Origin of the sequence: Sphingomonas sp. HMP6 (assembly GCF_013374095.1) — a bacterium.
Lineage (GTDB): Bacteria > Pseudomonadota > Alphaproteobacteria > Sphingomonadales > Sphingomonadaceae > Sphingomonas.
In genome coordinates this window covers 2,312,935-2,336,274 of record NZ_AP022672.1, presented here as the reverse complement: position 1 = coordinate 2,336,274, position 23,340 = coordinate 2,312,935, and the positions used below count along the sequence as shown (strand labels likewise).

Sequence of the window (23,340 nt, the reverse complement as noted above, 5' to 3'; positions counted from 1 at the left end):
TCTCCTCTTCAGAATAGCTCGTGATCTATCGGTGTTTCGCTTGGGCGCAGGCACTCTCGCAGGGCATTGACGATGTTCGCGTAAAGCGCCTTCGCGGAGCTCTGGCCGTAGCGCGGCAGCTGCTCGCGAATGCGTTGCCACGAGACGGTTCCTGCGCGCGGATCGATCCCGAGATCTCCCATCGCCTCGCTGCAGATCGACAGCGCCAGAACGTGATCAAACCCGGAGGGAGCCGCTCGCAACGCAACCGTGTCGGCGCCAGGAGCCACCCACGACGGAATGCCGCGCCTCATATCGCGCTGGAGAATCCAGGTCACTTCGCCAAGATCCACGTCTATACCGAGGCGGTCCTCGCGCCAGCGGCGACAGCGCTCCGGATCAATCATCGCCGCGAGCCCGGCAAGCACGTTGTCACCGACACGGTCGGCACCGACCACGGTAACTACCGGATTGGCGCAACGCGCGGTCGCCATGGCAATGGTGACTGGCGACGCACCCATCGCCTCGCCAATCTCGCCCGAGGCGGCAACGTTGGCAGCAACGACAGGATTGGTCAGATTGAGCACGGCGTGCGGCACGCCGACCACCCGTGCAAGCCAGCGCGCGGCGTGGGTACGACCAACACCTTCGACACCGCCGAGAATGAGTGTGCCGCCGCCAAACCACGGCCGCTCGGCGGCGAGCATCGCCGCACAGCGCTTACGAACCCAGGCGAGGAAGTCGGGCTGGTGCTCATGCATAACGAGGAACGGGATGCCATCAGGACCGAGCCGGTCGCCGCCGAGCAGCGCGAAGGGTTCGCCAAGTTCGAGCGGCAGCGGCTCGTCGCCATCTCTATAACCGACGATCATCGCGGGCGTGGCGGTCTGGAAGGGTGCGAGGGTTGCCATCAGTCGCCCCGCCACATGCGCAAGGGGCGCATGCCACCGGCACCGCGCCGTTCTGCTCTGACCCGGCGTTCGGCGGCGAACATTTCGTCGATCAGCATACGCGAGAGCGCTTCGCCGCCATGCTCGGCGGCGTGTTCGAGAAAGCCGAGGAACCGCCCCTTCTGCCAGCGAAGCCAGTCGCACAGCCGGTCACGTTCGATGGCGCGATCGTAGGTGATCGACCATTCCGCCGTATCGCTGCTCTTGCGCTGCAGCTCAAGCAAATGGCGTCCGTGCTTGCCTTCGCGGGCGTACAGGTTGACCACGAAATGTTTGCGCGCCCGCTCGGCTGCTTCCTCCAGTTTCTCTTCGCGTTTCGACCGGGCAGCAGCGACGAGCCTGTCTGCCAGCTCGTCGAGCGCGTCGCTGCCGAACATCATGGTGAGCCGGCCGAGGAAAACCGTATCGAGCTGGCCCTTTTTCACGGCACCCAGCAGCGTATCGCGATCCTCGGTCGTCTCGAAGCGGCGGCTCCAAACGATGGTCGGCGCTGCCCGACTTCCGGGTGGCTGCGCGAGCAGTTCGAGCGCGTTCTTGCTCTTGCCGTTCTGGCGCAGACGGAACGCGTTGTCGGCAGGATCGTGAAGCGGAATAAGTTGCATGGCAGAGTGTATATACGATCGTACTTGTAATGCGTCAATGGTTCCTCTTGCTGTCATTTGCAGTCATGGCAATCAGCACCGATGCCGACGACCCCTCAGCCTCGACTCGCCCTTCGTTATGCGCAGGCTATCCCGCTCTTGATGTCGGCATGCGGTGTCGATCCGTCTGCGCGTACCGCATTCGATGCACGTATCCGGCAGCTTCAGCGTCTCGGCGTGTCCCCACGCGATGGCGCGCGATCAGCCGGTCCACTGCAATACGGTATCGTCGAACTGGCCGCGCTTGCGACCGCTGTCCGGCTGATGGCGGCGTTCATGGTGCCCTCGCTCGCCGCACGGTATGTCGTCGAGCGGTGGGACACGCTGACACCGGCTCTTCTAGCGGGAGCGCAGGCGGCGCTACCAGCAAGCTATCTTGCCCGGCGGCCCCTTGGCGACGAGACGGTCATCGTCATCGAGGCTTCCGCATTAGCGGATCTGGGCCGACAAGGTCGGCATGATGAGCGGTATACCGGCATGCTAGGCGAATTGAGCGCGGTTGGTTCCGCCGCATTGCAGAACGCAGTGCGAAGGATAGGCGGCGCTGCACTGGTCGTTGATACTACCGGCTATATGCCTGGCGTCGTGCAGGGGTTCGCCTGGGAAACGATGGCGACCGAGGATGAGCTTGCCCACGAACTCGATGGACTGCGGTTCTCTGTCTGACAGGTCGTTCCGCCCGCCGCTCGCAGCGGGACGAACCAACGGCGGGTTTTAGGATCGCGCCGAGCTCGGCGGAACTGCCGAGATGGGGCGCGTAGCCTCCGTGAGGTTTAAGCTGACACGGCTTCGGAAGCGGTCGAGCAGGTGCCTTCATTTCAACGAGCGTTCCTATCAGCGACCCACCTCCTTCAAGACATGAACAAAAGTTTCGAACTTCGAGGAGCGCCGATCCGCGTCTTGCGCGGCGTCCAGCAATGCCTTCACGAGCGCCGTATGTTTCGCATCCACCTCGGGAGTACGCTTCCTGCTGCCGCCGCCCGTCCAATAGTCAGCCGGAACTTCCATATCCTGGCGGAATGGTTCGCCGCCCGTGGGCGGATTGAACCAGCCGCAGCCCATATAATCGTCCAGCGCGTCGATGCAGTCGCAATCAAAGTGCAACGCCGGGAACAGCGCGGCCAGATCTTCGAATACACCCTCGGGGAAACTTTGATCGGTGTCGAAGGCGAACGACCAGCTGCCCGGCTGGGGGGCGTGTTCCCGATAGTTCCACGCATATTCTCCTTGGGCCCGGCGGGAGTTGCACCCAGGCTCTGCGGGCATGACGCCGTCAAATCCAATATAGGTGTCGTAGCCGTCCCAGCCGCCTGACACGTCTTGCGGATCGCTGCCGGGCGGCAGATCGATGCACAGTCGACGGAAGCGTTCGATCTCCGCAGACGGCCCGTAGAGGGTCACGCTATTCCAGCAATCGGTCATCTTTACCGTCCTTCCAGAAGCGATGGTTTGTGGTGGCGATCGTCGCGCGTGCGACGGAACGCAAGGACATGCCAATCTCAATCAGTCTGGCCAGCACCCGCGCGATCTTCGGCGTCTTCAATCAGCTGCTCGCGCGCATCGCAGGCCATAACCGGGGCATCGTTGGATACCCACGAGATGACGCCTCGCGCAGTGCAGTAACAGCGGAGTTCCTTGGCGGTCAGGTACCAGTCCTTGGCTGGACAGGTTGCGCAGGCCGGTTCCGGATCGGGGTAGATGCCCATGGGCAGCTGCGCCAGCAGCGTGCTGTCATCTGCGCCCATGATCCGGCTGATGGAGCCGAACCACATCGGGACCTGTTCGGTGGATGCCATGATTGTTTCCTCAGGGATTCGGTGGATCAGGCGTCGCGATCGAACCAAGTTTTCACCAGCTCGACGAATCGTTCGTTTACGAGACGGGTATATTCCAGGCGGAAGCTGGGGTGCGCCTCGGTCATCGGCTTGACCTTGATGGTGAACCCGCCGCGGTGATCGGGGAGGATGGTGGCGACGACGCGGTCGTGGCGATTGCAAACCTCGACTGCCTTGATCTCGGTCTTGCCGGCGGCGGCGGCCTTGAGCTCGGCCGCAACGCGTGGCGCAGTATAGCCCTTGCCGACGATCAACCCGGCACGCTCGACGAGCTTTGCACGGCTATCCAAATCCTCGACCAGCGGTGCTAGGTCGATCCACTGGCTGATGCTGATCGCACGGCGGTCGGCGAAAGCATCGAGGATGGTCTCCGGCGCCTTGCGAAGCGCAAGGCCGCGGCTCAGCATGCCCTTATCGATCCCGACCGCATTGGCAAGGTCGGCATCGGTCTTGAAAGTAGTGCCTTCGCACAGCGCCGCCCAGCCACAGGCCAAGTCCCAGAAGCTGGGCGTCACCGCCTCGCGATCGTCGCGATAGGCGATGCCGATCGCCTCGGTGCGGGGCAGCTCGGCATGGACCCGGATACGAAGCGGGATCCCGGCGACCGCGCAGGCGGCACAGCGGCGGGAGCCGGCGAGCAGCTCGACCACGCCATCGCCAGCGGTTTCGCCGTGCGCATCGTTGATCTGCCCGACCGCCTTGAGTTCGGCTGCGAGCCGAGCGATGCCTTCGGGATCGTGCGGCGTGCTGCCGCGCGGATTGAGTGGCGAGATGCGGACCGAGGCGGGATCGACCTGTATCACGCGGGTGGTGGCCTTGCGCGGCTGGAGCGGTAGTTGGTCGGTCATGTAAAGATCCTTGTGGTTCGATCTGCACGTCCTGCACGCCCTTGATGTACGTCAGCCATGTCAGTCATGTTCGTGTCACCGGACATGGGCGTGGTCCTCGGTAATTCCGGCGAGCCCGGTCCATAGCGGCACGAGGATGCGCTGGCGGAGTGCAGGCGCGATAGGCATGCCGAGCAGCAGCGGCATAGCGGCCGTCACCTGCTGCACTTCGCGTGCAATCAGCCCGGCGTGGACGACGTTGCTGAACGCCAGCGGCGCCCACATCGGTGCGCCGCTTGCGATCCAATTGTGAATCGACGTGTCGATACCGGGATAGAACCAGATCGCGGAAATACCGGTCTGTGCAACCGGGGTCAGCCTGGCCAGGCGATGGCGGCCTGACAATATGGCGGCGAGCGGCCGGTCGTGGCTATACCCCTCTTTCCAGGTACGCGCGCGATTGACCCGATCGCGCAGCTGCTTGCCGGGATCGTTGTGCAAGGCCCGGAGGTCCGATGCACGGTCTCGAAGGCGTCGACCCTGGCTGAGCCGGTCGCCGTTATGTCCGATGTTGCGATCGTCGAATCGGCGCAACTCTACCGTTACCGGGCTCCGTGTCACGATCAAGGAGGGGCGCCAGTCGGTGCTGATGCCATCGGTCGGCAGGTCGATCGATTTCAAAACCGAGCGCAGCAGTTCGCGACTGGCGGCTGCCGCTTTGTCAGTACCGAACGTGGCGGCTGCCGCCTTGTGAGTTCCGAACGTGGGGGCAGCGCGATTTAGATCCCTGCGTCGCTGGTCGGCGAGGCGTGTGAATTTGGCGAAGGTGCGGTCGCGAAAGTCGCAGGGGAAGACGTCGTCGAGTGCAACCGTCAGCACATCTGCAACCGTCAACCCCATGTAGCGGGGCAGGTCGCGGTGGTAGTCGGTCGAGGCGTAAATCGGCTTGGCGCGCTCGGTTTCGGTGACCGTCGCCATCGTTGCTGGGTCCTGCATCGATCGTTCGAACGCAAAGTCGAGCCGCCCCGCCTGCAGCGTGGGCAACGGATGTGCCGGATCGAACGGCTTTTGCGCCAAAAACGCCTTTACCATGTGGTGAGAGAGGGCGCTTCCAGCCAGCCAGAAGCCGGCGCGGGTGGCGCTTGTCAGAGCATTAAGAACTTTCGACGCCGTGCTATACACAGCGTTGCCGAGCGTAGTGTCGAGCCGCGCGCCCGACAGCGGTTCGCGAGCGCGGTGCGCCTGCTCTATCGCAATCTCGCGGTAGCGCGCGACCTCGAACAGATCGGCCGCGGCACCGAGCGGACCGCCATAGGTCAGGCGGAACGCGCCTGAAGGCGCAGCCATCCATGGCAGCGCTGTAAACAGCCGATCGAGCCGCCGCGTGACGACGAGCTTGTAGACGAGGTCGGTCCGTACCAGCGCCAAGGCTGCAACGCGAGCCTGCATATCGGCACTGTGAAGACGGCTCAGATCACCCGTCGTGTCGAAACTCCATGTCGTGGGCGTGGTCGAAACAAAGCCCGCAGCGATCACTGTTTCCAATCGCGCGGAAAGGTCATTCAGACTCGCGGCGAACGTCGTGGCGATCGGCGGCGGTTTACGGCCTGTCGTAGGAAGCGCTTGGGTGATGCGGACCACACGCTCGCCTACCTGCTCGCCGGCAGCGGTGAACAGGCCGATGCTTTCGACGAGGTCACGCGCATGATCGAGGGCGCGGTCGATCTTTTTGACGCGGTCGTAAGCGAGCATGCGGATGGTCGCGGCATCCTCGATTGCCGTGATGCACGAACGCAGTCGCTGGAGGATTGCCGCGCGAGCAGCATCAATCTCCCGCCGCTTCGCGCGGACCGTGGAGTCCTGCAGCGCCTCTTCGATCACGCGTTCGAAAGCGGCAAGCATGTCGATGATCGCTCGCGCCGCGATCAACATGCCGGTGTCTATGAGCGGCGAGCCGGTCATTCCGCCACGTTGCGCAATCCAGGCCGCGCGAACCGCAGCAGCGGCTTGACGCTCGGCCACGATCAGCTCGCCCACTGCGCCGCCTGTAAACATGCGATCGAGCCAGTTGGCTGCCCAGCCGATCTCCCAGCCGGCAATCCGCCAAAAAGCAGCCGGTGCATAGCGGATGCCGGTGATGTCGTAGAGCCAGGCGAGAATGGCGCCGCGGCTCTGCGGCCGCGTGATGTGGCGGTGCCGGTAATCACCGAGCACCTTTGATCCGAACCCGTCCAGATACGGGCCGATGTCGGGCTCGCGGGTGCCGACGATCGCGGCACCTGCCCCGGTGCCCGGGGGACCAGGCAGTTCGCGGTACGGCAGGAACGCCTTGGCGAGATCGACGCCGGGCGGTACGATTGCCACTTGCTCCGGCGACGCGGTGCCATCGGCCAGGATTACCTCGGGCAACGTAATCCGGCCGCGGTGGACCAGCCCTTCGATATCTTCACGGGTGTCGCGGTCGAGCGCGCGGTCCGGCGTCATTCGCCGCCTCCGGTGAACGTTTTGACGAGTTCCCAGACGGCGACAACGTTGGCGCGTTGTTCCTTAGCCGCATCCCAGGTTTCGACGATCTCGCGCAGGCGCTCCGCATTGTTGGCGAGGTCGACGATTTCGTTATGGCGAACGAGCAGCAACTCAGGGCGGGTGGGATCGAACCCGGCGTAGATTGCGTCGAGCCGGGCACGCACCGCGGTGAGCTGGGCGCGATAGCCGGTGACATCGCAGATTGTGACGCCAGCGACGGTGATGGTGGTCTCAGCCATCGTCACGACTCCTTGACTGTGAAGCGCAGATTTGCATGATGATCACCGAGCCAGTTGGCGGCGTGGCCGCGCGTGCGGGCGGCCGGCACATCGATGTCCAGCGTCTGCGCTGTCGTGACGGCGAGATGCCCCTGGCGCGACAGCGGCGGCTTCCAGCGCCAGCGGCGATCGGGATGCGCTCGCTGGTGCGCGGCGAACCGCGCGCTGTCGTCATGGTAGCGTGTCTCGGCATTGCGGTATTGGGCGGCCGCACCGATGCGGGCGAGCCGCTCGCCACCCGTCTCGATTACGGGCACCAGCATAGCTCCGAACCGCTGGTCGTGCTGGTTCGGTGCCGCATTCTCGAACCCGCGGCGCAGCACCTCGAGCGGCAGGGCATAGAGCCCGCGATGCCCTTCGGCATGGTGGGGCTTCAGCCCGAACGCGAGCGCCGCCTGGCCAAGCCCGAACTTCGGCCGCCTCAGCCAGAACGGGTCGATGCGACCGTGCTTGAGCAGGTCAAGCTCGTCTGCCAGCACCTCGCCAGCGATCTCGAGCATCGGGTCCGCTTCGCACAAAGCCCGCAGCCGAAGCAGAAGATCGGCATTGTCGTCGGCCTCAAGGGCCGCGTCGGCCAGGGGGGCGAGAACCTCACGCCAATCGAGCGTGTGCACACCGAGCACTGCGAGAATATGCCCCGCGCCGAACCCGTGCCCGAGCAGCATGCCGCCCGTGATGTACGCCGGGTAATGCGGATGGTGTCCAAGTGCGGCCTGCTCGGCGTAGAGCGCGGCGATCGTATAGAACGCGCTTTGTCGGGCGGCACCGGCATCAGCGATCAACCGGTCGAGGGTTCCGACGAGGTCCCCGTCGCAGGGGGGTGGGGCTGGGTCGTTCATGGTCGCGTCTCCTTCGAGACGCATCGACCACAGACGTGTGTGTGCCAGCCACGGCAGTCGCAGGCGCGTTCGCGCGTGTGCGAGCGCATGCCGCGATGAAGGATGGGTCGAGCGGGCGATGATCATCGGCGGGTTCCAGCGGATCTGCTGGACGCGATGCCCAACTCAGAGCTTATGGGATGGGTGCCTGAGTTTGCATAGTTCGATGTGCGCCAGCGTTGCCGCAGTCAGCGCCGACGCCGATCGTTCGCTAATCCAGCGGGAGTGTCATGGCTGGCGCACATACCGATCGGCGATGTGTCGGAGATGGTCCTACTTTCCATCCGCCAAACCGATCGATCGCTTCAAGCCGCTGGGTTCGGTGTGTCAGATCATCAATACAGTGCTGGCGGTTCGATCAGGATCAGAAGAGCGGCAGGTGAGGAGGCATTCAGGATTAAGGGCGGGGGGCGCATTAAATGAATTGTCCTTCGGCCAATTCGGGCGGCTCCGCCGGCCCTGTCTCACCCCCGCCCCTTCTTGAGTTCTTTCTCCTGCTGCCCGACGGCAGTTGTATCCCTGCAACGCCCGGGAACTGCCGAATCGTCATGCAGCAGGCGCGGTCGGATGCGCGCAAGCAGGCCAAGATCAAGCGCCATGAGAAAGCGGTCCAGCTGCAGATGGCGCTTGAAGACCGCGCTGCGGCACGAGCGTTGCAGCAGGAACTCGCCGAGCTTCATCACGGCTCAATTCGCTGGGCGGCGCAGTTCAAGGTTCAGGTCAAACCGGACAAGCCCGAGACGAGGACGTCGCCGGTCACCAAGCGTATTATCGGCACCACGATGAAGGCGGTGCGTATGCCCGGAGCACCGCGCCCGGACTCGTCCTGGGCCGTCGATGCGCTCGGCATGAAGGGTGTCATCTGGCAACAAAGCTATCTCGGCCGCAAGTCACCGAACTTCAAACGCGGCGCAGCGCGCGAGAATTGGGAGTATATCGTCCGCGATGAAGCAGTCCTGCTCGATGAGGCTGGCGAACCTGTTATCATCAGCAATATGGGCGATGACTGGGTCGAGATCGGCGCTGCCTGGCAGGCACTTGAAGATGCCAGCACGCGCGCCAACGCCAAGATCCAGATGCTCGCCATCGCGCCCTTCGATAGCGACATGAGCGAGGCGGAGATGATCGCCGCGCTCACGCACTTCTGCAAGACCGTACTCGAACCGCTCGATCTGCCCTATTCCGCCGCGATCCACCGCCCCCCTGCCCAGGGCGATGCGCGTAATTTCCACCCGCACATCGCCTTCTCGCTGCGGCCGATGCGCTGGATCGAGCCCTATTGCTGGGAGGTCGCAGACGAAGTCTGCGGGGAGCTCGACGGCCGTGACGGTGTCCAGATGCTTCGTCATTTGTGGGCACATTCGATGTCGGCTGCGGCCGAGCAGGCTCAAAGCGATCGGCGTTATACCGGTCTGGGATACGGCGCGCGCAAGCTCGATCTCGAGACAGGTGAGCATCTCGGCGAGGGGAACTCTGCCATTGTCGTGCGCGGCGGCCATGTCTGGGCGCACGAGCGCAACCGGATCAGGGCAGCGCGCAATGCTGCGCGCCGAGCGATTCGCGACGCCGATGACAAGATTGCGGCGGTGACGAAGATACGCGATGCTGCGGTGAAACGACTTGAGTGGCGCATTGATGTCACTCCGGCGAAAATTGTCCGCGGCGCATCCACCGTTGAATCGGCCGCGATCCTGTCGCGCGTACGCGCCCCGGTGCCAGCTAGGGTGTGGACTGAGTCGCTGCCGACCGCACCGGTCAAGGTACAAACGTCGGCCACTCCGGTTCTGGCTGTTCGGCCGGCCATTACGGCAACCACGCCGTCAGTCAAAGCCGCAGCCATAGCGCCATCGACCGTGCCTGCTCCTGCTACCATACGCTCGACATCCGCCGCACCGGTTCTTGGCGCAAGGCGCTGGTCTGTGTCGCCAGTTCCTGACCCGGCTCATTACCTTCGTGCAAGCCAACCGGTAAATCCGGGATCGGTCTTGGAGTTAGTCGGTCGCGCACGTCCCGTCGCGTCGCCTTTCGCGCCTGGCGCCATTGTGGCGCCGCGCCGGGCGCTTGCGGCCGCACGACCCGTGCGCCCGCCGATCACGCTCATTGCGGCCAGTGCGAACATCACGGGGCGCAACGAACCTGCGATTTTCACTATGTTCGACGCGCTCGCCTTGGCGCGGTCGCGCCGTCTCCGCAAGCGACGGATGGGAATGGACACCGAGGGCCTGCGTCTAGCCTGATCTATTCACCGGCAGCGTTTCTCAGCCGATGGGTCAGCGCAGGCGTCGTGTAGCCGCAGGCAGGGCGCATGGGTCCCAAGCGCCTGTCTCATCGCGGGTTCACAGTTTGGGGCGGAGTTGATGGGCGGGGTTCGTTTGGCGGCCACTGCCGCATCGATCATGGTCCCGTGGTGCGCAAGTTGAGCGCGATGGATCGGAACAGCGCGGCATCGGGACAGGCGCTTGCGAAGGCGATGCGGATGCGGCTGGTGGTTTCGACGACGCGCGCGGCGACCTTGAGCAGCCGCAGGCGGATGGTCGCGAACTCGGCGGTGCGGAGCGTGGCGGTTGCGGGCATAGCGTGCCGCACGGCCCACATCAGCCAGTAGGCGGCGGTGTGAAGGATGAGCCGCATCTGATTGGCGTTGGCCGAGCAGCAGGAGGTTCGGTCGCTCTTCAGCTGCGTTTTATGCAGCTTGATCAAGTTTTCCGCCTGGCCGCGGGCGCAGTAAAGCGTGTCATAGATCCGTTCAGCGCTGCCCTCGGCAAGCGAGGTGACAACGAGGCGGATGTCGAGGCCGAGGCTGCTCGCCTCGATGCGAGCAACGACGCGACGTTCGGTATTCCCCCAGGTTTTCGCAGCGTAGCGCGTCTCTGCGTAACGCCTTAGTTCGACCAGTCCCTGCAATGCCCGGTCGGTCGCGCAGGCATCGCCTTCCCGAACGATGACGGGATCGGCGTGGAGCGTGCGGTTGCCGGGCAGCCCGAAGATGTAGTCGATTCCGTTCGCCTCGCACCAGGCCATCGGCTCTGGCCGACCGTAATGACCATCGCCGCGCAGCGTGATCCGGGTATCGGGCCAGTGGCGACGGATACGTCGCACGAGCCGGCGAACATGGCCGGCGACTTCCTTGCCCGACGGCGTTTTGCCGGTGCGCAGCAGCATCGCAACCGGCCGCCCGGTAGCGGTGTCGTAGACATGGATCGGCAGGAAGCAGCGCTCGCCGTAGTGGCCGTTCCAGAAAGAGAGCTGCTGCGCGCCGTGTACGACGTCGACGGTATCATCGATGTCGAGCGTCACCGCCGCAGGTGGCACGGGGTAGCTCGCGCAATAAAGGTCGACCAGCGTACCGGTCAGACGGATCAACTCGCGCGTAGTCGGCGCGTTTTCCCACCGGCTCATCGTCGGCTGGCTGGCCAGCCCGAACGGATCACCCGGCAGTTTGCCGAGCGCCAGCTTGAACCCTGGATCATGCCGCAGGGCGTCGAGATCATTGGCGTCTTCATACCCACACGAGATCGCGAGCATGCGGGCGCGCAAGATGTCGGCGACCCGGTGGATCACCCGACCCTGATCGCGCGGATCAGCGATGCAGGCGGCGAGCCGATCCGCGATCCCCAACCGCCGCTCGGCCTGTGCGAGCAGTAGCACGCCGCCGTCCGACGTCAGCCGACCGCCGTCGAACGCGGCGGTGATTTTTCGACCACGAATGGCTGGGAAGGTGAAGGAGAACCCACTATCGTCGGCCATGGCGGTCGTGGCACTTTCTGTCTGGAGCAGAGGGATGGCGTAAGCACCCTTTCTCTACTCCAAACCAAAGACTTAGACCACGATCGCCACCACCGATTATCGCTCCCGATGAATAATCCGGGCTAGATACCCTGCCGGCGCTGGGCGACGTTGCCACGCTCGACACGCTGCCCAGTCTTGATCGGCTTACCGCCGAAGTGATCGCTCGTATCCCGACCGAACCCGACCTGCTCAGTGACGACGGCCGTGCCCGGATCGCACGGCTCGTGACGATCGACGCCTATGTCGCCGACTATGGCGGACCGGACCAGCAGGTCGAAACCGACTATCCGGCGCTGAAGGCGATCGGAGTCGGCTGGGACTGGCTGAAGGCACCAGGTGTACAGATCGCCCTTCGCGCCATGCGGGAAGAGCAGCAACAGGTCGTCGCTGCGCTGACGCGTGACGCCGACGTCCGACCGCTGATGTTCGCAAAGAACGGCTCCCGATTCTGGCCGCGCGATCTCCCTGCCGACCAGCTTCGCCGGCTCGATCGCTGGGCGAACGATCCGGGGTTTCAGCAGGATGTGTCCAAGGTGCAACAGGTGATCGGTCGGGCGCATATAGCGCGTGATACGGAACGTCGTGCGGCGCGCGAGATCGATAACGACGCTGGTGCCGGCGCCTTGCCGTCAGTGCCGGACGGGTTTGGCGGATGGCGGCAGGGGTCGGCACCCGCGTTCCAGGATGACGGCATCCGCGCTCGCATCCATGCGTTCGACCCGGCAAACGGCAAGCCGACCGAGCAATTGCTTTTGTTGCTGATGTTGGCCGGACAGCATCCTCGCCGGATCGAGGTTGCCAGCGACGGTCGGCTGATGGCGCTCCCCGGCAAGCCGGCGATGCTGGCGCCCCTGCTTCATGCCTGGCGCGGCGACGATGCCGTCTCGACGCTAGTGAGCGAGACCGTGCGTGACAGCCGCGCGGCCGGCAGCCCGGTCTGGCCAGCGCGCGTCGCCGCGGCGGTCCAGTCTTACATCGTTCGGGCGTCGGGCACATCTGCGTCGGCTATCGGTCGACCACCGCCCGACCTTGAGCGTGGCCCGGCAAGATAGCGCTGCTGTCCAGCATTGCTTTTCGCCGTCGATCTTGCCGCCTCTCGAGGGGCTTTTTTGTGTTTGGTCGATGGAAAAGCGCGCACAAACGCCGCGCGTTCCAAGGCATGAGAGGACAGAAACGGCTGAAGTGAGCCGAAAGGTGATGGGAAAATGCAGAAAGCATTGATCCGTCGCTGACGGCTCCGTGCGTCGCAGCAGCGACGCACGATCACAGCCTAAAGGAAACATCCATGTTCGATAACACCTCAGTGCCTCGTACCAGCGAAGCGGGACGCGATCTCCTGCGTCCGCGCCCGCCCTTCAACGCCAGGCCAGTCTGCGCCGCCGGGCGCGAGAGCCGGTCTACCGAAGGACCTTACTCGACGCACTACACCGCCACTGCGTCCTGGCTCTACATCAATCGGGTCAGCGGTAGTGACCGGTTCGGGCCGGTGCCGGACGGTTATACCCTTCGCGGCGATCTTGTCGCCACCGGGCGCTGTCATCCCCAAAAGTTGCCGCCCCGCCTGCGCCTCGGCGACACGCTGTGGCGCGAGGCCGATGATGCAGCGGCCCTCGAAGGCCCCCGCGGCATTTCTGCGACGCACATCGTCGCCGACCTGCCGCGGGACGCCGATCCGGCGCGCTGGGTCTGGCTGGTCGAAAACTATGCTTACCGCCATCTGGTCGACAAAGGCATGATCGTCGACTGGGCGATCCATTGGCGCGACAGTGCCGATGGCACCCTGCCGGGCACCCCGCATGTCCATCTGCTCGCCTCGGCCAGGTTCTGGCGCCAGAACGGCCGGGTCGGATCGCGTCAGTGGCAATGGCTCGCCAACGCCGATCAGATGCGCACCGCAGAAGACGACTGGTTCCGTTTCACTGGCATGCAGACCGCGCTCGCCGCCTGATCCTGATCGCCAGCTGACAACGTCAACGCTCGTCGTCCCCAGGGACGGCGGGCGTTCGCATCTCAAGGAACAGTCCATGTCATTCTACGACCTCGATCCTGACGTTCGCAGCGATCGGCCGGTGGGAAGCGCGACATCGCGCCCGGTCAAGCGGCACAGTTCGATTGCGACGCGGACAAACCAGTCTGCGCCGGGCTTCGGAAAAGCCGCCACGGCAAGGCGGGATTGCGGCGCTGGCGGCGCCAACGGCGATGAATGGACAGCTGAAGTGATCGGGAAGGGGATGAGGAAAAGCCGCATACGCGGCACGCCTCGAACCTTCTCGGTCGCAACCGAGAAAGGTAAAAGCAAATGCGACATCAGCAATTTAGCAGACCCAGCGATAGCCATGCGACCGAGCATGTCGTCGCGTTCGATATCGAAACCATCGTCGATGAAGAAATGGCAGATGGAAGTTTTCCGCCTTGGCCGCGCCACCGTCCGGTTGCTGCCGCGTTCCTTCAAGCCGACTGGAGCACCAGTGGCTACAGCTTCGATTTCCAGACGCTGATCTGCCTGCCAGGCGAGGAAACAAAATTCTATAACGAGGTCGATCGCCTGCTGCCAACCGGCGTGACCAGCATATCGTATAATGGACGCGGGTTCGATCTACCCGTCCTTCAGGTCCAGGCGATGGCGGCAGCGCAGTTCGGACTCGAAGGGCTTGCGCATCATACCCATGCTCATCGGTACGGGCCACATCACTGCGATCTCGCCGACCAGTTCGGTGGCTATGGCGGCACGCGCAAGGTCGGACTTTCAGAGCTGTGCGCCGCGCTGGCGATCCCGGTGAAGACGTCGGTCCACGGGGCAGACGTAGGAACGCTGTGGCGCGATGGCGATATCGAGGCGATCTCCGCTTATGTCCGCGAGGACGTCGTCGCGACATACATCCTGTGGCTCCACTGGGCCGCAGCGCGCGCGGTCGACGAGCGCAAGATCGCCGAGCCACTCGCCGATCTCGCGCGGTTCCTCGAAACCACACCGGAACTCGCGCACCTCGCCGCGTTCGCGACCTGTCCGCCGACGATGTGGGCGCGCCCGCGAGCGCTGTTCCATCGGGTCGAGGCGGCAAGTCGCGATGCCGAGCGCAGAGTCACCCGCGCGGCCGACGAGCGCGCCTTCTCCGGCGCACGACCCATCTGATCCGATCCGTCGGCTGATCGCCGACAGCTTCCACCACCTCCCGCGTCCCTCGCGCTGCCGGTCTCGACCGGTGGTGTGACGACGCGTGCATTTGAAAGACAAAGTCATGAATATCACTTCGCGTTTCGTATCGATCGCCGTGTCGTACGTCGATGCGCCAGCCAGCACTCAGGGCACGTTGCCCGCCACGACCCACCTTGCAGGGATCGGCTTGCTGATCGCTCAGCGCGGTGCCGACGGCAGCTTCCGGTTCAGGCTCGACAGCCATGCCCTCGCCGCCGGCGACAGCGAGGATGGGTTGCTTGCATGGGGCTGCGGCGCGATGCAGGCGACCGGTATCGTCATCGGCTGGCAGCTTGCCGACCGCATCGTGCCCCCGTTGCTCGACGCTGGGCTCAGCGGCGATCCCGAAATCGGTCGAGCGTTTATCGATCGTCTGTCGCGGCTGGTTACGGCCCCGAGCATCGATCTCGCCGTGCCGCATGGCGGTGCCGGTGCGCCACCACTGGCAGAGATCGCTGGCCGACGCGGAATTCCAGCCAATGCCATGACGATCGCTGAGATTGAAACGGCGTGGGCGTTCGGTAACCGCAAGCTGCTTAGTGTGGACGTGGAGGCGCGTGCGATAACGACCTGGCGGCTTTGGCTTGCTGAAGGCAACGGCACTGCCGCGGCTGTTTCGGAAGCATTCGAGCGGTGGCTCGACGGCTGACCAGGGTGGGCGGTCGCAGCCCCCATCGTCTCTAATAATCATCGAATTCTCAGAAATTATGTGGCCAGCTCCCGCCTTTGAACGGGCCGCCTCGACCAATCTAAACAAGGAAATGTAGATCGGCGTCGAAACGGACCCCGCCTTTTCCCCACACAAATGATTGATGGCCAAGCGAAAACCCGTTTTTTGAGCGGGTCCCGATCGGCGTCGGTCGGGCCCCCTCAACAGCAAATCTATCATGCAAAGTGAGCGGGTTATGCCCTTATGCGGTGGGGTGGCACCGTCAACTTGCTGCGGTCGGGCGCGAGGAAAGACGCGATGCTGGAATTGGGCGCAATCATGCGGCCATTGCGACGCCGGTCACCTCAGCCCAGTGCGTGAACGCCTGGGTGCGGGCAGAACGGACGGTGGCGGCGCTGGCAAGAGGCGGGCGGGAAAAGACGTGGGCAATTTGATCGTGGGTGGACAGGAAGCGCTGGACGTGGCGCGGCGACTTGAAGCCCTTCATGATGCGCTCTCGTCGCCTTGTTGGCTGGTGGGAATTCTCGGCCCGGTTGTTGAGGCCCTTGTGCTGGCGGTGCTCGACGCCGGGCATGATGGTTCGTTTGGCGGCGCCGTAGCTTCTGAGCTTGTCGGTGATCATCACCCGGGGAGCCCGACCCTGTTTCTTCAGCAGTTTGCGTAGCAGACGGCGGGCAGCCTTGGTGTTGCGCCGGCTCTGGACAAGGACGTCCAGAACAAAGCCCTGCTGGTCAACCGCGCGCCACAGCCAGTGTTTGTGCCCGGCGATGGTGATCACGACTTCGTCGAGATGCCATTTGTCGCCGCGTTGCGGCGCTCGCTGCCGGATGCGGCGGGCAAAGACCTCACCGAACTTCAGCCCCCATTGCCGAACCGTCTCATAGCTGACCTCGATACCGCGCGCAGCCAACAGTTCCTCGACCATCCGCAGGCTCAGTGGGTACCGGAAATACAGCCAGACCGCGTAGCAGATGATCTCGGGAGGATAGCGGTAACCCGCGTAAATCGGGTCTCGTGATGTGGTCATACATCCGCAATAGCCCTCCGATCCGGCACCGCAAAGCCACAGGGCTTAACTTGACGGTGCCCATACGGCTGGTTGGCGCTTGCCGGGACCAGCGTGTCGAGCGATTCCTCGATCCGGTCCCACGGGTCGGACGATGGCCGCTCGGGCGCGGCTTCGCGGTTGCTGGCGGGGAGAAAGTCCACGAAGTCGCGGGCCGCGAGCAGCGCCTCGATATCATCTTCGAAGGCCACGTCAGCGACCCCCGACTTCGTGGTGTGCGTCACCGCACCGCCCAGTTCCTCCTGCGTGACGATCTCGTTGGTAACGGTCTTCACTACATCCGGGCCAGTGACGAACATATACGACGAGTCTTTCACCATGAAAATGAAATCCGTCATCGCCGGCGAATAGACTGCACCGCCGGCGCACGGCCCCATGATCAAGCTGATCTGCGGCACCACGCCACTGGCCAATACGTTCCGCTGAAACACTTCGGCATAGCCGCCCAGGCTGGCGACGCCCTCCTGAATGCGGGCACCGCCCGAATCGTTGAGGCCGATCACCGGCGCGCCGACCTTCAACGCCATGTCCATGATCTTGCAGATCTTCTGTGCGTGGCGTTCCGACAGCGAGCCGCCGAACACGGTGAAATCCTGGCTGAAGACGAACACCAGCCGCCCGTTGATCGTGCCCGATCCCGTGACCACGCCGTCGCCGGGGATGATCTGGTCCTGCATCCCGAAATCGACGCAATTGTGCTCGACATACATGTCGAGTTCCTCGAACGATCCCTCGTCGAGCAGCACGTCGAGCCGCTCGCGCGCGGTCAATTTGCCCTTGGCGTGCTGCGCGGCGATGCGCTTCTCACCTCCGCCAATGCGCGCGGCCGCGCGCTTGCGTTCCAATTCGGCGATGGTCGAGGACATTGGCTCTCTCCTATGGGCGCGTGCTTGGCAAAAGCCGTGGCCGTGGGCAAGCCTCAGAGCGTTACGATCCCCCGATCGATCAGGCTGCGGGCGGTATCGACGATCGTTTCGGCGGCAGGCCGCGGCACCCAGCCAAGCCGTTCGCGCGCATGATCGGCAGGGGTGATGCGCCGCTTGCCGAGCTCGCCCGTCACCATCCGCACCGCCGGATCGAACAGCGCGACCGCCCGGAGCAGCAGATCGGGCAGTTTGCGCGTCGGCACTTTCCGCGCCTCCGCGCCGAGGCGGTCGCGCAGCACGGCGGCAACATCGGCCATCATCAGGAACGGGCCGCACGCGATGAAGCGTTCCCCCGCCATGTCCTCTGCGTTCAATGCCCGAACGTGAAGATCGGCGACGTCGCGCACGTCGACCACGCCGAACCCGAAATCGGGCAGGCCGGGCAGCGACCCGCTGATCAGCCGCTTGACCACTTCGATCGAGGCCGAGAAATCCGGCCCGAGCACCGGCCCCAACACCGCGGCGGGATTGATCGTGCAATACACCATATGGCCGCCCTCGGCCGCCACCCAGTCGCGCGCGGCGCGTTCTGCCAGCGTCTTCGATTTGGCATAGGCATGGACCTGTGGGCCGTGGATGTCGGTCCAGTCGGCCTCGGTAAAGGTCGCGCTTTTCTTATTGTGGCCATAGGCGATCGCCGCGACCGACGAGGTCATGACGAAACGCTCGACCCCTGCCGCCTTGGCAAAGCGTAGTGCGCGCAAAGCGCCTTCGCGCGCGGGCACGATCAGATCGTCTTCGTGGCGCACCGCCCCGGCCGGAAGCGGCGAGGCGACATGCGCGACATGGCTGCAGCCCGCCACCGCATCGGCCCAGCCGGCATCGTTCAGCAGATCCGCCGCGAAGAAGCTGAGCCGCGTATCGTCGACCGCCAGCACGCGGCGCACCTCCGCCTCGCGCGCCAGCGATCGGATCGTGGTGTGGACGCGCCACCCCTCCGCGATCAGTTGCCGGATCAGGAAACCGGCGATGTAGCCGCTGCCGCCCGTGACCAGAACCGTACCCGTCATCGCAACACTCCCCACCGCGCCGGATCGGTTTTACAATGAAACTAAAGTTGCGCCAAGTGATGCTTGCATTCGGGAGCGTCCGCCCGGCACAAGGCGCGCCGAGGAGTGTGCAGCATGGCCGACCAGGACCTCTATCCCGTGCCGCCCGAATGGGCCGCGCGGGCGCGTTACGATGCGGCGGGGTATGAAACGCTCTATGGTCGCTCGCTCGCCGATCCGGGCAGCTTCTGGCTCGAACAGGCGCGGCGGCTCGATTGGATCAAGCGGCCGGAGATTGCGGGCGACTGGTCGTTCGACAAGGCCGATTTCCACATCAACTGGTTCGCCGACGGCAAATTGAACGTCTCGGCCAATTGCCTCGACCGGCATCTGGCGAAGCGCGGCGACGAGATCGCCTTGATCTGGGAGCCCGATGATCCCGCCGCAGACCCGCGCCGCTTCACCTACCGCGAACTCCATGCCGAGGTCTGCACCTTCGCCAATGTGCTGAAGGCGCAGGGCGTCGCCAAGGGCGACCGCGTCACCATCTATCTGCCGATGATTCCGGAGGCGGCGTTCGCCGTGCTGGCGTGCGCGCGGATCGGGGCGATCCATTCGGTCGTGTTCGGCGGCTTCTCGCCTGAAGCGCTGGCGGGACGCATCGAGGATTGCGGATCGCGCGTGGTGGTTACCGCCGATGAAGGCCGTCGTGGTGGCAAGCGCGTGCCGCTCAAGGCCAATGTCGATGGTGCCGCCGCGCACGCCCCTGGCCTCAAGACCGTTATCGTCGTCAAATCGACGGGCGGCGCGATTACGATGCAGGACGGTCGCGACATCTGGTATCACGCGGCGGCAGCAGGCGTTGCCGCCACCTGCGCGCCCGAACCGATGGGGGCGGAGGACCCGCTGTTCATCCTCTACACCTCGGGCAGCACGGGCAAGCCCAAGGGCGTGCTGCACACCAGCGGCGGCTATCTGCTGTGGGCGAGCCTGACGCACGAACTCGCCTTCGATTATCGCCCCGGCAACGTGTGGTGGTGCGCCGCCGACATCGGCTGGGTGACGGGGCACACCTATATTCTCTACGGGCCGCTCGCGAATGGCGCGACGACGCTGATGTACGAAGGGCTGCCCAATTGGCCCGATGCCAGCCGCATCTGGCAAGTGGTCGACCGGCACAAGGTCCATACGATCTTCACCGCGCCCACCGCGCTTCGCGCGCTGATGAAGGATGGCGACGAGTTCGTGGCGAAGACCGACCGCAGCTCGCTCAAGCTGCTCGGTACCGTCGGCGAGCCGATCAACCCCGAGGCATGGCGCTGGTATCACGATGTGGTGGGGGAGGGCCGTTGCCCGATCATCGACACCTGGTGGCAGACCGAGACCGGCGGCGCGATGATTTCGCCAATGCCCGGCGCGACCGCGCTGAAACCCGGTTCGGCGACCAAGCCGATGCCCGGCGTCGATCCGCAACTCGTCGATGCCGAGGGCAAGGTGCTGAACGGCCCGGCCGAGGGCAATCTCGTCATCGCGCGGAGCTGGCCGGGGCAGATGCGTGGACTGTGGGGCGATCGCGACCGTTTCTTCCAGACTTATTTCACCACCTATCCCGGCAAATACACGACGGGCGACGGCGCGCGGCGCGATGCGGATGGCTATTGGTGGATCACCGGCCGGGTCGATGACGTGATCAACGTCAGCGGCCACCGCATGGGCACGGCCGAGGTCGAAAGCGCACTTGTGCTCCACCCGCACGTCGCCGAGGCCGCCGTCGTCGGCATGCCGCACGACATCAAGGGGCAGGGCATTTACGCCTATGTCACGCTCAACGCCGGGGTCGATCCGCACCCTGATCTGCACCGCGAACTGATCGTGTGGGTGCGCAAGGAAATCGGCCCGATCGCGGCGCCCGATAAACTCCAATTCGCGCCGGGCCTGCCCAAGACGCGCAGCGGCAAGATCATGCGCCGTATCCTGCGCAAGATCGCCGAGGGCGACGTATCGAGCCTCGGCGATACCTCGACCCTTGCCGATCCGGCGGTGGTCGATGATCTGGTGGCGAACCGGGTGGCGTAAGCCGCCACCCGGACCCCGCTCAGAAATCGAGCCGCAGCGAAGCCGAAACGGTGCGGCCGTTCGACGCGCGGCCGACGCCGACGCCGTTGCCCGGGACCGAAGGCTGGGTGACTTCGATCATGCCGAGTGTGTCGAACAGGTTGTTAGCGTTGATCATCACCTGCACCCGGTCGACCGGGCGGAACTGGAGGAAGCCGTTGACCAGCGTGTAGCCCGGCAGGCGCAACGCATTGGCATCCTGCGTGAAGCTGCCGGTGCTGCCGACGAAATTCGCGCCGATGGTGAATTTGCGCACTTCGAATTGCGGCGTCGCCTGGAAGATGAAGTCCGGTTGACGGCGCGGCGTCATGCCCGCGACCGCGGCGTTCAACTGGTCGCTCTGCAACGTCGCCTTGGTATAGGTGACACCACCGGTCACGCTGAACGGGCCGTGCCGATAGCCGGCCTCCGCCTCCACGCCGTACGCGCGATATTTGCGGTCGGTGGTGATCGCACCCGCCTGGACGTTGGTATCCTCGGTATTGGCCAGGAACGCGGTCACGTTCACCGTCAGCGCCGAATTGCGATATTTGAACCCGCCCTCCAACTGCTTGACGATGTCATAGCCATCGGCGCTGTTCGGCATGCTGCCGTCGGTTACGCTCACCTTGTTGGAGAACAGCACCTTGTCGGCATTCGCCCGCGCGCCGCTGCTGTAGCGCGCGAATACGGCAAGCTGCTCCGCCACGCGGTAATTGATGCCGGTCGAGTAGCTGATGTAGTGATATTTGTAATTCACCGGGGCAGGGCGGCCGAGCGGGGTGAACGCAGTCTTTGATTCCGCGACCGAGATGACGCCATTGCCATCGAAGTCGAACGGCTTCATCCCGATCCGGCCATCGCCCAGGTCGGCACCGTAGATCTGGCCCGTTACCTTGCCCATGTCATAGCGGATGCTGCCGCCGATCGCGATCTTGCCGAACCGGTAATTGACCGATCCATAGGGTGCGGTCACGTCATATTGAACGTCGTACTTGCGGCGATAAAAGGCAGTCGAGCCCGAGCGGTTGAAGCCGAGATAGCCGTCCTGCGACTGTGGCACGCCGGCGGCGTTGGTGTAGTTGATGAGGGCCGCGCGCCCGTCGCCGGTCACGTCTTGCAAGATGTTGCCATAGAGCCAGTCGCTGCCCAGATTCTGGATCGACTTGTACACGCCGCCGGTCAGGGTCAGTTCGCCCTTGCCCAGCATAAACGCGCGGTTGGCGCGCAAATCGTTGGTGAAATTGTCGAGCGAAGTGGCATCGACCCGGTTGAGCGAGGTCGCCGCGATCAGGCCGTTGCCGTTCAGCGCGCTCAGGTTGGGGATCACCTGGCCCGCCTTGGGGCCGGTGGCATAACTGAACGTTCCCGTCCCCGCGCCAAGCGAGGCCGGCAGGGCCGTCGCCGAATAAATGGCGGCGACCAGATCGCGCGTCGTGCCGCCCGAGATTTTCGAGAAGCGTGCCTTTTCGGTGATCGACCAACCGGCGACGGTGAATTGCGTTTCAACGCCGATAGACGCGACCTTCGCATCCATGCCCTGGCTGAGCGGGATCGAGGTCGGATTGTTGTTGCCGTCGAGCGTGATAACATTCGGAATGTAGCGCGACAGCACCGAATCGCGCCGCACGTCGAAATTCGCAAAGTTCGAATAGACCGGCTCGTCGTTGGTGCCGGTGATGCGCACCGCCCCCGGCAGATATTGCGGCGATCGGTCGTCGAGATATTTGGCCGACAGGCGGATATAGCCGTCATCGCCGAGCTGCTTGGTGATGTTGAACTTCACCTGGCCGCCCTGATAGGCGTTGTAGCCGACATGGCGCGGCCCTTCGCCAGAACGGTAGAATCCGCCGATATGGAAGCGCAGCGTGTCGCTGATCTTGGTGCCATAATCGAAATCAACGCGCTTCGTGTCATAGCCGATGCCGCTGGTGAGCTGGATCGCGCCGCCTTCGACGTCGCCGGTCTTGGAGATCAGGTTGATCACGCCGCCGGGCGAATTCGACGCGAAGGTCGAGGCCGAACCACCGCGGATCGCCTCGACCGCTGCCAGGTTGAAATCGGCACGGATGAAGATGTCCGAGGCGACGTTGAAGAAGTCGCCGAATTCGAGGACGGGCAAGCCGTCTTCCTCGATCTGCATGAATTTGGAGCCGCCCGATGCCAGCGGCAGGCCGCGGATCGTGTAGCTGGAATTGCCGTCGCCGGTCGAGGATTCGGTACGGATCCCCGGAATGTTGCGCAGGATGTCGGCCAGCGTCCGCGCGCTCAGTTTCTGGATGTCATCGCCGCGCAGCGCGCTGGTCGAGGTCGCGCTATCGAGCCGGTCGCGGCCCTTGGCGACGCCCGTGGAGAACGCGGCTTCGACCGGCGCCTTGGCTTGCGGCTCGGCAGCCGGGGTCTCGGCTTCGGTACCGTCTGCGATACCGCTGGCGGGCTTGCGCTCGGCGGCGGCCGCATTGGCTGCGGTCAAGGCCGAACAAACAATCGCGATCGACGCAACCGTCGACATCCTCAAAGATTTTTTCATTGTTACTTCGACCTCATGAATAACGGTTGGCTCCGCACCGTTCGTTCGGGCGCAAAGCGGTTTCTTCAGTCACGCGTCGGCGCCTGGTACTAATTATAGAGCGCGGATCGACCGGGTCGGTTTCGAGCCGACATTTTGACAAAGATTCTTTTCACGACGGTCGCGC

At 64.2% G+C, this 23,340-nt stretch carries 19 protein-coding genes and 1 pseudogene; 7 read left to right on the top strand and 13 right to left on the bottom strand.

What is annotated here, in order from left to right; genetic code table 11:
* Positions 1–8 precede the first annotated feature (8 nt).
* On the bottom strand, positions 9–890 hold the full coding sequence (locus tag HMP06_RS11335) for a hypothetical protein (RefSeq protein WP_176497184.1): 882 nt from the start codon (positions 888–890) through the stop codon (positions 9–11).
* Positions 890–1,588, bottom strand: coding sequence for a hypothetical protein (locus HMP06_RS11330; protein WP_176497183.1), 699 nt, complete (start codon positions 1,586–1,588; stop codon positions 890–892). Before HMP06_RS11330 ends, HMP06_RS11335 begins: the two co-directional genes overlap by 1 nt.
* Before the next feature lie 84 nt (positions 1,589–1,672).
* Here HMP06_RS11330 and HMP06_RS11325 point away from each other — a divergent pair, with 84 nt between their 5' ends.
* A complete protein-coding gene (locus tag HMP06_RS11325) occupies positions 1,673–2,236 on the top strand; it encodes a hypothetical protein (RefSeq protein WP_176497182.1) in 564 nt (187 codons plus the stop codon).
* Positions 2,237–2,404: 168 nt separating this feature from the next.
* Here the strand turns inward: HMP06_RS11325 and HMP06_RS11320 are convergent, their stop codons facing one another.
* The 6 genes from HMP06_RS11320 to HMP06_RS11295 form a co-directional block, all read right to left on the bottom strand.
* Positions 2,405–2,992, bottom strand: a complete 588-nt coding sequence (locus HMP06_RS11320; protein WP_176497181.1) for a hypothetical protein — start codon at positions 2,990–2,992, stop codon at positions 2,405–2,407.
* 77 nt (positions 2,993–3,069) lie between these two features.
* Positions 3,070–3,366 (bottom strand): hypothetical protein, encoded by a 297-nt coding sequence (locus HMP06_RS11315; protein WP_176497180.1) that lies wholly within the window; start codon positions 3,364–3,366, stop codon positions 3,070–3,072.
* Positions 3,367–3,392: 26 nt separating this feature from the next.
* Positions 3,393–4,253: a ParB/RepB/Spo0J family partition protein gene (locus HMP06_RS11310; RefSeq protein WP_176497179.1), complete on the bottom strand. Its 861-nt coding sequence runs from the start codon at positions 4,251–4,253 to the stop codon at positions 3,393–3,395.
* Positions 4,254–4,328: 75 nt separating this feature from the next.
* Positions 4,329–6,716: a hypothetical protein gene (locus HMP06_RS11305; protein ID WP_176497178.1), complete on the bottom strand. Its 2,388-nt coding sequence runs from the start codon at positions 6,714–6,716 to the stop codon at positions 4,329–4,331.
* Positions 6,713–6,997, bottom strand: a complete 285-nt coding sequence (locus HMP06_RS11300) for a hypothetical protein (RefSeq protein ID WP_176497177.1) — start codon at positions 6,995–6,997, stop codon at positions 6,713–6,715. The genes HMP06_RS11305 and HMP06_RS11300 overlap by 4 nt, the downstream gene beginning before the upstream one ends.
* 2 nt (positions 6,998–6,999) lie before the next feature.
* Complete coding sequence (locus tag HMP06_RS11295) at positions 7,000–7,875, bottom strand: hypothetical protein (RefSeq protein ID WP_176497176.1); 876 nt, start codon at positions 7,873–7,875, stop codon at positions 7,000–7,002.
* Positions 7,876–8,462: 587 nt separating this feature from the next.
* Here HMP06_RS11295 and HMP06_RS11290 point away from each other — a divergent pair.
* On the top strand, positions 8,463–10,151 hold the full coding sequence (locus tag HMP06_RS11290) for a hypothetical protein (protein ID WP_176497175.1): 1,689 nt from the start codon (positions 8,463–8,465) through the stop codon (positions 10,149–10,151).
* A gap of 157 nt (positions 10,152–10,308) precedes the next feature.
* On the opposite strand, the gene HMP06_RS11285 is transcribed toward HMP06_RS11290, so the two are convergent.
* Entirely contained in the window at positions 10,309–11,661 is a 1,353-nt protein-coding gene (locus HMP06_RS11285) for an IS1380 family transposase (protein ID WP_176495742.1), read from the bottom strand.
* Between the two features lie 197 nt (positions 11,662–11,858).
* Here HMP06_RS11285 and HMP06_RS11280 point away from each other — a divergent pair, with 197 nt between their 5' ends.
* From HMP06_RS11280 to HMP06_RS11265, 4 genes are all read left to right on the top strand, one after another.
* Positions 11,859–12,755, top strand: a complete 897-nt coding sequence (locus HMP06_RS11280) for a hypothetical protein (RefSeq protein ID WP_176497174.1) — start codon at positions 11,859–11,861, stop codon at positions 12,753–12,755.
* 233 nt (positions 12,756–12,988) lie between these two features.
* Positions 12,989–13,651, top strand: coding sequence for a MobA/MobL family protein (locus HMP06_RS11275; protein ID WP_176497173.1), 663 nt, complete (start codon positions 12,989–12,991; stop codon positions 13,649–13,651).
* A gap of 351 nt (positions 13,652–14,002) precedes the next feature.
* A complete protein-coding gene (locus HMP06_RS11270) occupies positions 14,003–14,836 on the top strand; it encodes a hypothetical protein (protein WP_176497172.1) in 834 nt (277 codons plus the stop codon).
* A 106-nt stretch (positions 14,837–14,942) separates the two neighbouring features.
* The gene (locus HMP06_RS11265; RefSeq protein ID WP_176497171.1) at positions 14,943–15,548 is read left to right on the top strand and encodes a hypothetical protein; all 606 of its coding nucleotides are present in this window, start codon (positions 14,943–14,945) and stop codon (positions 15,546–15,548) included.
* Positions 15,549–15,885: 337 nt separating this feature from the next.
* On the opposite strand, the gene HMP06_RS11260 is transcribed toward HMP06_RS11265, so the two are convergent.
* From HMP06_RS11260 to HMP06_RS11250, 3 genes and pseudogenes are all read right to left on the bottom strand, one after another.
* Complete coding sequence (locus HMP06_RS11260; RefSeq protein WP_176497170.1) at positions 15,886–16,596, bottom strand: IS6 family transposase; 711 nt, start codon at positions 16,594–16,596, stop codon at positions 15,886–15,888.
* Positions 16,597–16,643: 47 nt separating this feature from the next.
* A pseudogene (locus HMP06_RS11255) lies at positions 16,644–17,501 on the bottom strand (acyl-CoA carboxylase subunit beta); the annotation flags it as partial.
* A gap of 53 nt (positions 17,502–17,554) precedes the next feature.
* Positions 17,555–18,571 (bottom strand): SDR family oxidoreductase, encoded by a 1,017-nt coding sequence (locus tag HMP06_RS11250; protein WP_176497169.1) that lies wholly within the window; start codon positions 18,569–18,571, stop codon positions 17,555–17,557.
* 114 nt (positions 18,572–18,685) lie between these two features.
* On the opposite strand from HMP06_RS11250, the gene acs reads away from it, so the two are divergent.
* The gene (gene acs / locus HMP06_RS11245; protein WP_176497168.1) at positions 18,686–20,626 is read left to right on the top strand and encodes an acetate--CoA ligase; all 1,941 of its coding nucleotides are present in this window, start codon (positions 18,686–18,688) and stop codon (positions 20,624–20,626) included.
* Positions 20,627–20,645: 19 nt separating this feature from the next.
* Here the strand turns inward: acs and HMP06_RS11240 are convergent, their stop codons facing one another.
* Entirely contained in the window at positions 20,646–23,156 is a 2,511-nt protein-coding gene (locus tag HMP06_RS11240; protein ID WP_232089614.1) for a TonB-dependent receptor domain-containing protein, read from the bottom strand.
* Positions 23,157–23,340 lie beyond the last annotated feature (184 nt).